Origin of the sequence: Clostridium luticellarii (genome assembly GCF_002995845.1) — a bacterium.
Taxonomy (GTDB): Bacteria; Bacillota; Clostridia; order Clostridiales; family Clostridiaceae; genus Clostridium_B; species Clostridium_B luticellarii.
Map to the genome: position 1 here is coordinate 1 of NZ_PVXP01000033.1, position 14,993 is coordinate 14,993.

The 14,993-nt window shown below is 33.9% G+C and carries 15 protein-coding genes; 14 read left to right on the forward strand and 1 reads right to left on the reverse strand.

Going from position 1 to position 14,993, the window contains the following annotated elements; translation table 11 throughout:
- Nucleotides 1-333 precede the first annotated feature (333 nt).
- From spoIIAA to sigF, 3 genes are read left to right on the forward strand one after another with little or no spacing between them, the layout of a single operon-like run.
- Nucleotides 334-669 carry an anti-sigma F factor antagonist gene (spoIIAA, locus tag CLLU_RS11100; protein WP_106009854.1) on the forward strand — a complete coding sequence of 112 codons (336 nt, stop codon included), beginning with the start codon at nt 334-336 and terminating at the stop codon, nt 667-669.
- A 16-nt stretch (nt 670-685) separates the two neighbouring features.
- Nucleotides 686-1,114, forward strand: a complete 429-nt coding sequence (spoIIAB, locus tag CLLU_RS11105) for an anti-sigma F factor (RefSeq protein WP_106009855.1) — start codon at nt 686-688, stop codon at nt 1,112-1,114.
- A 9-nt stretch (nt 1,115-1,123) separates the two neighbouring features.
- Complete coding sequence (gene sigF / locus CLLU_RS11110; protein ID WP_106009856.1) at nt 1,124-1,879, forward strand: RNA polymerase sporulation sigma factor SigF; 756 nt, start codon at nt 1,124-1,126, stop codon at nt 1,877-1,879.
- Between the two features lie 96 nt (nt 1,880-1,975).
- Here the strand turns inward: sigF and CLLU_RS11115 are convergent, their stop codons facing one another.
- Nucleotides 1,976-4,315, reverse strand: a complete 2,340-nt coding sequence (locus CLLU_RS11115; protein ID WP_106009857.1) for a transglycosylase domain-containing protein — start codon at nt 4,313-4,315, stop codon at nt 1,976-1,978.
- Nucleotides 4,316-4,552: 237 nt separating this feature from the next.
- Here CLLU_RS11115 and rd point away from each other — a divergent pair, with 237 nt between their 5' ends.
- The 11 genes from rd to tgt all read left to right on the forward strand — a co-directional run bounded on the left by rd (nt 4,553) and on the right by tgt (nt 14,964).
- Nucleotides 4,553-4,714, forward strand: coding sequence for a rubredoxin (rd, locus tag CLLU_RS11120; RefSeq protein ID WP_106009858.1), 162 nt, complete (start codon nt 4,553-4,555; stop codon nt 4,712-4,714).
- A 256-nt stretch (nt 4,715-4,970) separates the two neighbouring features.
- On the forward strand, nt 4,971-5,870 hold the full coding sequence (locus tag CLLU_RS11125; protein WP_106009859.1) for a nucleotidyltransferase domain-containing protein: 900 nt from the start codon (nt 4,971-4,973) through the stop codon (nt 5,868-5,870).
- 134 nt (nt 5,871-6,004) lie between these two features.
- Nucleotides 6,005-7,408: a MocR-like pyridoxine biosynthesis transcription factor PdxR gene (gene pdxR / locus CLLU_RS11130; RefSeq protein ID WP_420536052.1), complete on the forward strand. Its 1,404-nt coding sequence runs from the start codon at nt 6,005-6,007 to the stop codon at nt 7,406-7,408.
- Between the two features lie 28 nt (nt 7,409-7,436).
- Nucleotides 7,437-8,081, forward strand: a complete 645-nt coding sequence (locus CLLU_RS11135; protein ID WP_106009861.1) for a YigZ family protein — start codon at nt 7,437-7,439, stop codon at nt 8,079-8,081.
- 117 nt (nt 8,082-8,198) lie between these two features.
- Nucleotides 8,199-8,939, forward strand: coding sequence for a YebC/PmpR family DNA-binding transcriptional regulator (locus CLLU_RS11140; protein WP_106009862.1), 741 nt, complete (start codon nt 8,199-8,201; stop codon nt 8,937-8,939).
- Nucleotides 8,940-9,229: 290 nt separating this feature from the next.
- Complete coding sequence (locus CLLU_RS11145) at nt 9,230-10,054, forward strand: ComEC/Rec2 family competence protein (RefSeq protein ID WP_106009863.1); 825 nt, start codon at nt 9,230-9,232, stop codon at nt 10,052-10,054.
- Between the two features lie 58 nt (nt 10,055-10,112).
- Nucleotides 10,113-10,715: a hypothetical protein gene (locus CLLU_RS11150; protein WP_106009864.1), complete on the forward strand. Its 603-nt coding sequence runs from the start codon at nt 10,113-10,115 to the stop codon at nt 10,713-10,715.
- Nucleotides 10,716-11,044: 329 nt separating this feature from the next.
- Nucleotides 11,045-11,635, forward strand: coding sequence for a Holliday junction branch migration protein RuvA (gene ruvA, locus CLLU_RS11155; RefSeq protein WP_106009865.1), 591 nt, complete (start codon nt 11,045-11,047; stop codon nt 11,633-11,635).
- A gap of 14 nt (nt 11,636-11,649) precedes the next feature.
- Entirely contained in the window at nt 11,650-12,702 is a 1,053-nt protein-coding gene (gene ruvB / locus CLLU_RS11160) for a Holliday junction branch migration DNA helicase RuvB (RefSeq protein WP_106009866.1), read from the forward strand.
- A 43-nt stretch (nt 12,703-12,745) separates the two neighbouring features.
- Nucleotides 12,746-13,771, forward strand: a complete 1,026-nt coding sequence (queA, locus tag CLLU_RS11165; protein WP_106009867.1) for a tRNA preQ1(34) S-adenosylmethionine ribosyltransferase-isomerase QueA — start codon at nt 12,746-12,748, stop codon at nt 13,769-13,771.
- A gap of 65 nt (nt 13,772-13,836) precedes the next feature.
- Entirely contained in the window at nt 13,837-14,964 is a 1,128-nt protein-coding gene (gene tgt / locus CLLU_RS11170; protein WP_106009868.1) for a tRNA guanosine(34) transglycosylase Tgt, read from the forward strand.
- The last annotated feature ends 29 nt before the right edge of the window (nt 14,965-14,993 follow it).

The window sequence follows — 14,993 nt, forward strand, 5'->3', positions numbered from 1 at the left end:
ATATATGTTTAAAAATAAAATACATGGTAAAAATAAAGAATAAAATGACTAACGAAAAAAAAAGGAAAATTATGACACATATAGAATAATAATTAAGGTGAATGTTTTATAGATTATAGACGTATTACATAAAAAATAACAGAGGGGGGGTAAAAATGTCTGGCTCGGACTATGCAATATTTTGCATATGCTAAAGTTTATGCACTGAACTTTAGTCATATAACACTGAAATTGCTGGATGTTATATGGTAAATTAAAGTTAAAATAGTATTTTAACGCTAAAGTCATATTTATATTTTTGTAGTGTGATTTTAGTAGAGCTGTGGATAATTTATGAATCTAGAATTTGAAGTTAAAGTTGATAAACTTATAGTGAGTATAAAAGGAGAGCTGGATCACCATAGTGCAGAGGAGGTCAGAAATAAAATCGATGATAGGTTGGATAGAGATGGATTGAATAAACTCATAATGGATTTCTCAGGAGTGAGCTTTATGGATAGCTCTGGAATAGGGGTGGTGATTGGCAGGTATAAAAAGTTAAATCTCAGAAAGGGTTCCATGTGTATTACAGGAGCAACTGATTTGGTAAAAAGAGTATTCGAGCTTTCAGGCCTATTCAAGATTGTAAAACTTTATGGCAGCGTTGAGGAAGCAATTGAGAATATTTAATGGGGGGATAAATATTATGTACGATAACAGTATGAAAATAGAGTTTGTCAGTAAATCACAAAACGAAAGTTTTGCAAGAGTAGCGGTAGCAGCATTTGTATCCCAATTAGATCCGACTATAGAGGAATTGACGGATGTAAAAACTGCAGTTTCAGAAGCCGTTACAAACTCTATTATTCATGGCTATGAAAATAAGAAAGGTATAGTTAAAATTGAGGCTTTTATTGAGGATAGGGAACTTACTTTGATTATAGAAGATGAAGGTATAGGGATAGAAAACATAGAGCTGGCAAGGCAGCCTCTTTACACATCAAGGCCTGATCTGGAAAGATCAGGAATGGGATTTACTGTAATGGAAACTTTTATGGACTCACTTAAGGTGGAATCTAAAAAAAATAAAGGGACAAGATTAATAATGAAAAAAGTTTTTAATTCATTAAGTTAGGTGAATAGTATGAATGAAGAAGCAGTAAAAAAATTAAAGTGTAGTTATGAAGATAATTTGGAATTGATCAAATATGCCCAGCAGGGTGATAAGGATGCCCTGGATAAATTGGTGAAATTAAATCTGCCGCTGGTATCAGCTATAAGTAAAAAGTTTTTAAATAGAGGGTATGAATATGAGGATATATTCCAAATAGGTTGTATGGGCCTTATGAAAGCAGTAAATAACTTTGATCCAGGTTATAATGTTAAATTTTCTACATATGCTGTGCCTATGATATTAGGTGAGATAAAACGATTTTTGAGAGATGACGGAATGATAAAAGTAAGCAGGAGTGTAAAAAATACAGCTAAGAAACTTCATTATGACAGAGAGACACTTACAAAAAAGTTAAACAGGGAGCCTACTGTAGAAGAATTGGCGAAATACTCCGGTGTGGAAGTTGAAGATCTAATATTTGCTACGGAATCTGCTACCAGTCTGCAGTATTTATATGATACTATACATCAGGATGATGGGTCACCAGTTCTTTTAATAGACAAGATAAGTCAGAATCCAAATGAAGATGTGGAAATGGTGGATAGAATTGCACTCAAAGAAGCACTTAAGAATTTGGATGTAAAATCACGACAAATTATAATGCTGAGATATTTTAAAGATAAGACCCAGATTCAGGTGGCCAAGATGTTAGGTATAAATCAGGTGCAGGTTTCCAGAATAGAGAAAAAGGTATTGAAAAGCATGAGAGAAATTTTAGGCGGATAATTAAAAGTAAATATCAAAGTTCAAATATTAAAATTAGAGGATTTTCGGCTTCAGCCGAAAATCCTCACTAATTGTGCATTGTCAATCATCTTGATTTTAGTTGTCTGTATTCGGTATTTTAGAAGGTGTATCATCAGGGGGTTCAATATCAACATCACTGCTGTTTGTGTCATCATTTGAATTGTTGTTGGAATTACCATTACCCCTATTTAAATTTGTGTCATTCTCCTCTGTATTTCCGGCATTTTTACCTTCGTTGATTTTATTGTTATTGGTTTTATCTTTTGCTTTTGGAATATAATCAAATATATTCCAGGAATTGTGCATATCACAGTTATCCGTAGGAACTGTACCTGATATAAAAAATTCAGTATAAACTTTGCTTCCCTGTGGGTCCGTGTAACAAGCTGGGACAGGTAATTTGCCGGATTTAGAACAAATTGACTGGGCTACTACTCCAGAAGGCATTTTAATGTCTTTTACAGGTAAACCTTTATGAAAAGGAGTCATTATACTTGCCCAGAGTTTGGCTGCAGAATTACTGTTAATTGAACCGTTTATAGCTGTATTGTCATCATTTCCAATCCATACTGCAGCGGAATAATAAGGTGTTAGTCCACAGAACCACAGATTCTTACTGTCGCCGGAAGTTCCGGTCTTACCTCTTACGGGCATATTTCCAAAATTTGCACTGGGAGCAGTACCTTCAGCACTAACCGGGCCTTTAAGCATATCGTACATTACATAAGCTGACTGAGGAGAAAGAACTTTCTTTGTTTTGGTTTTATTCTCCAGCAGAACTTTCCCATTTCTATCCTCGACTTTAGTATAAAGTTTTGGTGAAGTATATACACCTGAATTCCCAAATACGCCATAAGCAGCAGACATTATCAAGGGGTTTACACCATGATGGAGTTCTCCAAGAGACAGTGCAGCTATACTGCTTCTATCATCATTATCGAGAGTAATTCCGAATTTTTCTGCATAATCAGCAGCAGTTTTTAATCCCAATTTGTCTTCTAGCTTTACTGCGACTAAATTGATGGAATGGGTTATGGCTGTTCGCAAGGTCATATTGCCGCCGATATAGGTGTCATCTTTAGGCTGATATGGTTCCCCGTTGGTGGTATATTTATAAGAAACATCATCTGATAATGGAGAATCTTCAAAAATACTGGCTGCTGTAAATTTTTTAGAATCTATGGCAGGGCTGTACACAGTTAACGGCTTTATACTAGAACCGGAAGGTCTCAAATAATTTTCAGATGCAGCTCTGTTGAAAGATCTGGCAGGTTGAGTGCCTCTTCCACCTACTAATGCCTTGACTTCTCCAGAATGATAGTCCATGACTACAGCAGCAGCCTGAGGCTGTACAATGCCATTTTTATCTAATGATGAAGCCTGCAGCACACTGCTGTTGTCCAGAATATTTTGAGTACTTTGCTGTAGATTTTTATCCATTGTAGTATGTATTTTCAAACCATCGTACATAAGTAAATTTTCTATTTCGTCATCACTATAATTGTATTGGGCTTTTAAATCTTTTTTTACCGAATTGATTACAGATACCGTAAACCATTCATTATTGTAACCGTTATTCACGGTAGGTTCTGGCTGAAGATCCAATTTGCCTGCTGCGATGTCATTTATGGCAGATTCATACTGAGACTGAGATATATATCCATTTTCATACATCTTTTTTATTACAGTAGAGGTTCTATCCAAATATATGGATGGATTTTTTTTAGAGGCCGGGGAATAGGGATAATATACAGAGGGGCTCTGAGGCATACCGGCAATAAAGGCAGATTCAATCAAATTCAAATCTTTTGCAGACTTTCCAAAATACTGTTTAGATGCGGCTTCAACACCCAATGCTCTTCCACCTAAAAAGATTGTATTCATATATGCTCCCAGTATTTGATTCTTATCTAATTTTTGTTCGAGCTGAAGAGAAAGATATATCTCCTGTAATTTTCGCTTATAAGATACTTCCGGTGACAAAAATATACTTCTGACAAGCTGCTGCGTTATTGTGGAAGCACCCTGGATACTGGAGCTTTTTACAAATTTACTTTTGATATCTATTAATATTACACCAATAAGTCTTTTTAAATCTACGCCCCTGTGTTTGTAAAATCGTTCGTCTTCTATACTCACAAAGGCATTTTTTAAGTTTTGTGGCATACTGCTAAATGAAATCACTGTTCTCTGCTGGGGAGTTACTACTGCATCCATTAAATTATTTTCGTCATCGTATAGAACAGAAGGTTCGCTTAAATTTAATATCTGATTTACATCTAATTTAGGGGAATTTTTTATAATTGCAAGGGATACACCCATCAACACCACAAATCCTATTACTAACAAGCTAGATAAAATAATAGCCACTTTTTTAAAAGTCTTAGGTTGGGTCTTTTTATGTCTTTTGACCATAATTGTCCTCCTTGTTTTACCTTTACATTTAAATCATTATAACATAAATCAAACTGTTAATGAAATATATAAATTTTTAGATAGTTAACGGGAGATTCTCTATGGACAAATCCACTTGAGTCTTGGAATCATCATGGAAATAAATGATAATGCATATTAGACAATAACATATGTTGACTTAAAAAATGAACTGTGACATAATTATAATATAATTTATATTGCATAGGAGGAATTTTAATGGATAAATATGTTTGTACTGCTTGTGGGTATGTTTATGATCCCGAGGTAGGGGATCCGGATTCTGGTATTAAACCAGGAACTCCTTTTAAAGATTTACCGGAAGATTGGGTATGTCCACTTTGTGGAGTACCAAAGAGTGATTTTGAAAAACAGGAATAAATGATATTTTGAAATAGAGATAGTGAATGACGAAATTAATACCTGCGGAAATGGCATTTACAAATGTTTATCTGTGGGTATTTTTATTATTAACATAAATATTTGATCAATATATCAAAAAATACTATGAAATATTGAATAAATTTAGATATAAGTATTGATTTTTTGTGAAAAAAATATTATATAATTGTATAATATATATTATACGATTGTATAATTTATATGAGGCAAAATTTTAAAGGGGGCGAACAATAAAATGGAAAGGACTATTTTACAATACCAAAAGGCGTTTAATATTTCCATTGAAAGACTTAGGGCTAACGATTCTATCCTTGCAGTTATGGTTTTTGGGAGTATGATTACAGGGGACTTATGGGATGAATCCGACATTGATTTACTTGTGGTGTATAAAAATAATATGGATAATGTTAAGAATTTGTACACTGAAGAAGCAAATGTTCCTATTCATGTGAAACTTATGAGTAAAAGTAATTTTTTACAGCTGCCTGAGCAGGATTTAAAAGGAGGATTTATTCACAGGATAATATCTTCATCCAGACTGATATTTTCTAAGGATATGGAGATAACCTCCAAATATGATGTTGGAAGATATTATCCTGATTTGGACAGGGAAAGATGGAATATGTTTTATCTTGGAGAATTATTTAAAGATATGAGCATATGTAAAAAGTACCTTCAAAATGATGGAATACATACTTCTTACATTGCAGCAGTTAGATCAATAGAAGAATTTTCTAAATTGTGTGTAAATTCATCAGGACACATGGTAAGTAAAGATGCCATGACTATGGCCATGAATTTAAACAATGATTTTAAAGTCTGTGTAGACAATCTATTTTTCAGTGATGCTGAGAAAGTAAATGAAGCTATAAAATATACCATGGATTATTTAAAGAAAAATGTGGATAAAAATATCAGAAATATTACAAAAATACTTCTAAATTATATGAGGGAAAAAGATTGTTTTTTAAGTTCGGAAGATATAAAAAATGATGAACTGTTTTATAATTACAATATAAATATGGAAGAAATTTTAAGCGAGCTGTGGAAAAGGGATATAATTAAGAAAGAATCCAGAGATTATAAGATGGAAGATGATACTTCTCTGTTTAAAGAAAATGTATATTTTATTTAGATGATGTCATCACTTTTTGTGTAGGTGAAAAGATCTAGTAGTAAAAATTTTGTTTTTTATTACTAGATCTTTTGCTATTATGGTATGGAATAATGTATAATCTATTTTGATAAAGAAAGGAAATGAAGTTTCTATTGAATAAATATTTGATGAATTTAAACAGAGGAAAAATTAAGTATTTGGTAATAGAAGAGCATATAAAAAAATTAATAGATAAAAGCAACATAAAAGATGGTGAAAAACTTCCGTCCATAAGAAAATTGGCACAATTTTTAGGGGTGAATAATATTACAATAGTAAATGCCTATAAAAGACTGCAAAGTGAGGGATATGCTCTTCAAAAAATGGGAAGTGGAACCTACGCCAAGAAGAGGGATATAAATAGAAATCTTAATAGGGAGTATTCTAGAGTTTTAAAGAAAATCTTCAGCAGCGAAATAAGATGCTATATAGATTTTACAGGGGAAACCTCCAGTGGAGAATTCTTTCAGATAAATTTGTTTAAAGATGTTTTAAATGAGGTCCTTGACAGGGATGGTTCCAGTGCTTTAATTTATCAAGAACCTTTAGGTTATGAGGGGTTGAGGAAGAGTATAAGTGATATTTTTTGGAATAACAGTGTCAATGCAGAAAATATACTTATAGTTTCCGGGGCACAGCAGGGGATAGATGTAGTTTCAAAATCGATTTTGAATACAAATGATACTGTGATAGTTGAGAAACCAACCTACAGCGGAGCATTGTCTGTGTTTAAATCCAGAAAAGCCGAAATAGTTGAGATTCCTGTGGAGAAAAATGGTGTGGATGTAGATAAGATTGAAAAGATACTTCAAAAAAACAATGTAAAATGCTTTTATACCATGAGCTATTTTCAAAATCCGTCGGGTATAAGCTACAATGATGATAAAAAAAGGCGTATATTGAGGTTGGCAGAAATATATGATTTTTATATAATAGAAGATGATTATCTTTCAGAATTGATTTATGACAGTAATATAAAATATAATAGTTTTAAAAGTCTTGATCAATGTGACAGAGTTATTTATATAAAAAGCTTTTCAAAGATATTCTTGCCTGGTATAAGGATTGGATATTTAATACCTCCAAGAAAATTTAGAGAAAATATTCAAAACTCTAAAATCAATACGGATATAGCTACTTCCAGTCTTATGCAGAGGGCATTAGATCTGTATATTAGGAAAGGTATGTGGAAGGATTACATAAGTGAATTGAATGTAAAATACAAGGATATATATATTTACACTGAAATGTGCATATCCAAGTACTTAGGTGACAAAGTGGATTTTATAAAACCAGGGGGAGGACTGCACTTTTATTTGAGAATTAAGGAAAATATTCAAATAGATTCTATAAGTCTTTTTAGAGAGGCAATAGGCAGGGGAGTTCTGATCACTCCAGGTTCTCTGTATTATAAAAATCCTTTGGAAGGTAAAAGATATTTTAAAATAGGATTTTCACATGTAAATAAAGAGGATATAGAAAATGGAATTAAAATATTAAATGAACTTATGATTTAATTAGGGATGTTTTGAAAGGCGGGTTAACATGGGATATCTTACAGTAAAAGATCAAGCCAGTTCCAGGTTTGAAGAAAAAAAGTCCATATTTGTAGGAAATATAAAGAGGGTATACACTGAAGGTGATGCTAAAAAATTTATAAATCAGGTAAGAGAACAGAATTCAAAGGCCACACATAATGTATATGCATACGTGGTTGGAGAAAAAATGAATGTTCAGAGGTACAGTGACGATAAAGAGCCTCAGGGAACTGCAGGAATACCGGTATTGGAAGTGATCAAAAAGAAAAAGCTTACAGATGTGGTCATAGTGGCTACAAGATATTTTGGAGGAATACTTTTAGGCAAAGCCGGGTTGATAAAAGCTTATTCGAAATCTGCAGTTTTATCAATTGGTGAAGCAAAGGTAGTAGAAAGAGTAAAAGGATCACCTATAGATATAGCTGTGGATTATGAAGTTCTTGGAAAATTGCAGTATTTTTTTGAACAAAAGTCTATTCCAATAGAAAATATAGAATATGAGGACAAGGTTCAGCTGTCGATAGATTGCATTTTGGAGGATGTGGATCCATTGATAAATGAAATAATAGATATAACCAATGGAAAATGTGAACTTATAGTTGGAGATGAGCAGTTCTATTTTAAAGTAGATAATACTTTAATTAAGGAATGAAATCTAAAAAAGCATAATAATTTTTGATATTTGTAGTAGACTGCTTTTATATGATATAATACAATTTGCATGATCAATATAAAGTAATTACAACCTTAAGTTAGGAGGAAATTTTATATGTCAGGACATTCAAAATGGCATAATATACAGGCTAAGAAGGGCAAGGCAGATGCAAAAAAAGGAAAAATATTTACTAAGATAGGAAAAGAACTGGCAATTGCAGCTAAAACCGGCGGCTCAAACCCTGATAATAATGCAAAATTGAGGGATGTTATAGCGAAAGCTAAGGCAAATAATATGCCTCAGGATACAGTGAACAGGGCAATCAAAAAAGGTGCAGGAGAAATGGAAGGCGTAAACTATGAAGAAATAGTTTATGAAGGATATGGACCAGCGGGAGTTGCCATAATAGTAAAAGCATTAACTGATAATAAAAATAGAACAGCAAGCAGTGTAAGAGCTGCATTTTCAAGGCATGGTGGAAACCTAGGAGCTAATGGATGTGTATCATGGATGTTTCAGACTAAGGGTCAAATTATTATAGAGAGAAAAGATGACATTGATGAAGATGAAATCATGATGCAGGCATTGGATGCGGGTGCGGAGGACTTTGATGCCCAGGATGAAGTATTTGAAATAATTACTGCTGCAGAGGACTTTGGAAAAGTGAGAGAAAAACTTGAAACAGAGGGATTTGATTTTCTGTCAGCGGATATTACCATGATACCAGATAATACCGTATCTGTTGATATGGAAACTGCTGAAAAAGTTCAGAATTTAATAGATAAACTTGAAGAAGATGACGATGTCCAGGATGTTTATCACAATGCTGATTTCCCTGAAGAGTTTGAGGGATAAAGGGCTGACGGCATTATTATTAGTTTAAAAACACATACATAATGTTATTATGGTTTTGCTGTAGAAAACGTTCAATATTTTTAACATGTATATTATGATAAATGTAAATTACTCTTTATATAACAAAAAATATAAAGAGTAATTTTTTTGTTATTAAATGACATATTAGAAGAATATTTGTTCGACATAATTATATACAAATATTTAAAAATGTTCTTTTACATTTTTAGAATATAACAATCTTAATTGTGAAAAATAATAATAACAACAGTTTGTAAGGAGTAATTGATATGAAACGTATGTTAGCTATTGTTGTTTTTGCAGTTATAATATGTATGGACAATGTTACCCTGGCTGAGTTTGGAAATTATGAAGTCCATTTTTTGAGTGTAGGTCAGAGTGACTGTATTCTAATAAAAACTGACGATAAAAATTATCTGATAGACACAGGTGCTGCCTATTATACCAGAAGAATCATGAGGTATTTGGATCTAAATGGGGTAAACAAAATAGATGGTATAATACTTACTCATTATCATGATGATCACTATGATGGAATAATTAAAATAGCTCAGTCCAGGAAGGTTTGTAAGGTTTATCTGCCGGGTCATGAAAATCAGGTTAAAAATCATATAAGTGATAAACTAAATAAAATGGGAATTGCTGTGGAGTATATAAAGAGAAACTTTGAAATCAGATCTCATGGATTCAGGCTCAAGGCCATTGGACCAATTCATGAGGATAAATCTACAGAAAACAACAATTCTATAGTCCTTCAGGGGAAAATAGATGGGTTGACATATGTATTTCCAGGTGATTGTGAGAGAGCAGAAGAAGAGGATATGTTGAAAACCGGTGAACTTAAAAAATGTGATGTGCTAAAGGTACCTCATCATGGATTGAATACAAGTACTACAGATAAGTTTTTGGATAAAACAAAACCCAGAGTGGCAATTATAACAAGCGATGGGGCTGGAACTCCTGACAAAAGAGTTGAAAACAGGCTTATAAACAGTGGAGCTATAGTTTGGAGAATAGATAATCAGGGGAACATAGTCGTTAGGAATGGTGTATTGTACTGCAGTAAAAATTATACCTGTATAGAATTAAAATAATATAAATATGTATAATTTTTATAAAAATGTCCATAATACCCAATAGAGGAGGGATATTATGGATAGAAGAAAAATTCGTACAACGGTCCTAGTTGTTTTTACTATTTTAATCTTTGTGTTGAGTTGTTATATATGTGTGGTAGGATTTCAAAATATAAATATGGAAAAAAACTTAAGCCAAGCTAAAAAGAATTCCAATTCTTATGATACTGTAAAGGTAAATTCTTCCATGAATGATGCTGTAGCTGATGATGCCAGGATAATATTCAAGATAAAATATAATAAAAGTGGAGAAGTGCAAGTAGAGAAACAGGAATCCGCAGGAAAGCTAGCCGGTAAGAAAAAAAGTGAAGTTGAAAAAGCCTATAAGGGTGTAGGATATAAGATTGAGAAATTCAGTGCAGGGGAAATAATATTAGTAAAAGATGTGGATAAATATGCTCCCGGTAAATATGTGCTGGGGATAAAAGATGGATTCATAGCTATATATAAAACAGATAAACAGGGAAATATGTTTATAGAGAATAAAAAAAGAGATATTACCCATATAAGTACAGATAGATTGAAGGCAGAGGATATTAAACTTTTAACTAAGGGAGACAAATATTTTCAATGTAATACCAGAGAAGAAGCGGAAGCACGCCTTGAGGACTATGAATAGTGGCCTTTAAGGCTTTTTTTATGTAAAGGAAACTGACTTGATTAGTGTAATTATCACTTGAACTAAGGTATTCAAAATGATAAAGTATAATATATGTGGTAATATTTATCCGAAAGCTGCCGCATTTATTCGATGGCTGCAATTGCCGTCAATACTCCCAACGCACTCTGTGAAAGCGACTGTCACCAAATCAAAGATTGGGGACATCTGCTTTTCTTAAAGTGGAGATAAGCACTGCTGCGCGCAGGGATCAAGCATCAGTTAATGTAGATTTTCGATGAACCTGGAAATCTATCAGAGTTGAACTTTATTTTATGGGGGAATTTTGGATGTATGAATACATAAAGGGAATATATAAAGGTGTGAGCAGAGATTATATTATAGTTGAAAACAATGGCATGGGATATAAAATAAATACATCTGGCAGCACTATTGCTAAAACCCCAAAAATAGGTGAGAACATATTATTGTATTTACAGCAAATAGTAAGGGAAGATTTTATAGGATTGTATGGTTTCCTGACAAAAGAAGAGATAAACATGTTCAACCTTCTTCTAACTATAAATGGGATAGGTGCTAAAGCAGCGCTTTCACTTTTGTCTATAAGCAGTGTTGCTAATTTGAAGTATTCTATAATATCTGGAGATGAGAAGAATTTAGTAAGGGCTCCTGGAATAGGTAAAAAAACTGCACAGAGAATTATTCTTGAGTTAAAGGATAAGATGTCACCAGAGGAAATTGAGAATTATAAAGATGGCAATAGGGAATTTGATGCAGTTAAAACCACTTCTGAGGTTGTAGAAGCTCTTAAGGCTCTTGGATATTCTGAAAAAGAAGCAAATAGTGCGTTAAAGACCATAGATAATAGCAATTCCATTGAAGCTATGATAAAAGAAGCTTTGAAATTTTTAATGAATTAGGCTAGGTGATAGGTATGGAAAATAGAATAGTCACTCCATTTAATATGGAGGGTGATATTGAAAACGAACATAGTTTGAGACCTAAAAGACTTAGTGAATATATAGGACAAAGCCGGGTAAAAAATAAACTTAATATATTTATAGAAGCTGCAAAGAATAGAAAGGAAGCACTGGATCATGTACTTCTATATGGTCCGCCGGGACTTGGGAAAACCACTCTTGCAAATATAATTGCCCTGGAAATGGGAGGAAGTCTGAAGGTTACTTCTGGCCCGGCTATAGAGAGAGCAGGTGATTTAGCCGCAATACTCACCAGCTTGAATGATAGAGATGTACTTTTTATAGATGAAATACACAGATTAAATAGAAGTGTGGAGGAAATATTATATCCTGCCATGGAAGACTATGCACTGGATATAGTTATAGGGAAAGGTGCTGCTGCAAAATCCATAAGGCTGGATCTGCCTAAATTCACATTAATAGGAGCCACTACCAGAGTAGGACTTTTAACCTCTCCATTGAGGGATAGATTCGGCATGTTGTGTCCCATGGAGTTTTATGGAGAAAAGGAACTCAGTGAAATTATAATTAGATCTGCAAAGATACTCAATATAAATATAGAACATGAAGCTGCCATGGAAATAGGCAAAAGGTCAAGAGGAACTCCGAGAATCGCAAATAGACTTTTGAAGAGAGTTAGGGATTATTCAGAGGTGAAGGGCAATGGAACAATAGATGTTGAAACCAGCAAGCTTGCATTGAAATTATTGGAAGTGGATGAAGAGGGCTTTGACAGCATAGACAATAAGATATTAAAAGCTATAATTGACAATTTCAATGGAGGGCCTGTGGGAATAGAAACATTGGCCTATTTTATAGGAGAAGAATTGGATACTGTGGAAGATGTATATGAACCCTATTTACTTCAGAAAGGTTTTATAATAAGAACTCCCAGAGGAAGAATAGCATCTGACAGTGCTTATAGACATTTTAACAAGACTAGAAAAAATAAAAATTCGAATAAAAAAACAGCACAATCATCTTTATTTGATGGTGATAATTGCTGACATCTGAACATAACTTGGACAAAATGAAACGGAGTGAAACATATTGAAGGTTACGGATTTTGATTTTTATCTGCCTAAGGAATTAATTGCACAACATCCGTTAAAGCAGAGAGATGAAGCAAGACTTATGGTATTGGATAAGGAGACAGGGAAAGTAGAGCACAGGGTATTTAAAGATATAATAGACTACTTAAATCCAGGAGATTGTCTTGTGCTGAATGATACCAGGGTTTTACCCGCCAGGCTCATAGGGAAAAAAGAGGGTACTGGTGGTAAAATGGAAATTTTGCTGCTAAAGAGAAATGGAGACAACACCTGGGAGACACTGGTTAAGCCGGGGAAAAGGGCCAGGGTTGGAGATAGATTTGATTTTGGAGATGGAGAATTAAAAGCTGAAATATCTCAGATAAAGGAAGATGGAAACAGGATAGTCAAATTTGAATATGAGGGAATATTTGAAGAAGTGCTGGATAGACTTGGACAAATGCCTCTGCCGCCTTACATAAAGGAAAAGCTGAAGGATAAGGAAATGTATCAGACAGTATATTCCAAAGAAGAGGGATCAGCAGCGGCTCCTACAGCAGGACTTCATTTTACAGAGGATTTACTCCAAAAAATAGAAGAGAAAGGAGTTAAACTTGCTTTTCTCACTCTGCATGTGGGTATTGGAACTTTTAGGCCGGTTAAGGTTGAAAATATAGAAGATCATGATATGCATTCAGAATACTACCGTATGTCGAGGAAAACTGCTGATATAATTAACGGAGCAAGGAAAAACGGACACAGTGTAATTTCTGTGGGAACTACATCCTGCAGGACACTTGAAACCATAGCGGATGAAAACGGAGAAGTCAGAGAGCAGTCAGGCTGGACGGATATATTTATATATCCTGGATATAAGTACAAGATAGTGGATAAACTCATAACCAATTTTCATCTTCCACAGTCTACGCTCATAATGTTGGTGAGTGCACTATGCGGGAGAGAAAATATATTAAATGCCTACCAGGAGGCAGTTAAAAATAGATACAGATTTTTCAGCTTTGGAGATGCCATGTTCATCAAGTAATTCCAAGGTTCAGGTGAAAAACTATAAATTGTTCATTGTCAATTATATAAGTATGAGGTGTTTTGATGTATAAACTGCTTAAAAAATGTGGAAGGATAAGAAGAGGGGAATTTACTACGCCTCATGGTGTTGTTCAAACTCCGGTATTTATGAATGTGGGTACTCTGGCAGCTATAAAAGGTGCAGTTTCCACCGTAGATTTAAAAGAAATTGGCTGTCAGATAGAACTTTCCAATACATATCATTTGAGTTTGAGACCTGGTGATGAGGTCATTAGAGAATTGGGCGGATTGCATAAGTTCATGAATTGGGATAGACCTATTTTAACTGATTCAGGAGGTTTTCAAGTGTTTTCCCTATCGGATATAAGAAGAATAAAAGAAGAGGGGGTGTATTTCAATTCCCATATAGACGGCAGTAAAATATTTATGGGTCCTGAAGAGAGTATGAGAATTCAAAGCAATCTGGCTTCTACTGTAGCTATGGCTTTTGATGAATGCGTGAAAAATCCTTCTCCCAGAGATTATGTGGAAAATTCAGTGAAGAGGACCACCAGATGGCTTAAAAGATGTAAAGTGGAGATGGATAGGTTGAATTCACTTCCGGATACTATTAACAGAGAACAGATGCTCTTTGGAATAAATCAGGGTGGAGTATATGATGATATAAGAATAGAGCATGCCAAGATAATAAGTGAGATGGATTTGGATGGTTATGCCATTGGAGGGTTGGCAGTAGGGGAAACTCATGAAGAAATGTATAGGATTATAGAGAAAGTCATACCATACCTTCCACAGAACAAGCCTATATATCTAATGGGAGTGGGTACACCGGAAAATATACTTGAAGCGGTGGAAAGAGGAGTGGATTTTTTTGACTGTGTCCTCCCTGCAAGGAATGGAAGACATTCTCATGTATTTACATCAGAGGGTGAAATAAATCTTTTGAATGCAAAGTATAAATTAGATGGTAGCCCTATTGATGAGAAGTGCAGCTGTCCCACTTGTAAAAATTACAGCAGAGCTTATATAAGACACCTGTTTAAGGCCAAAGAAATGCTGGCCATGAGACTCTGCGTACTTCATAATTTATATTTCTACAATAATTTAATGAAAGAAATAAGGAATGCTATTGATGGAGATTATTTTCATTCATATAAAAGAGAAAAACTTAATCAATGGGAAAATAAATAAGAATCGCTTGATTTTAGAAGGAGGTGAAT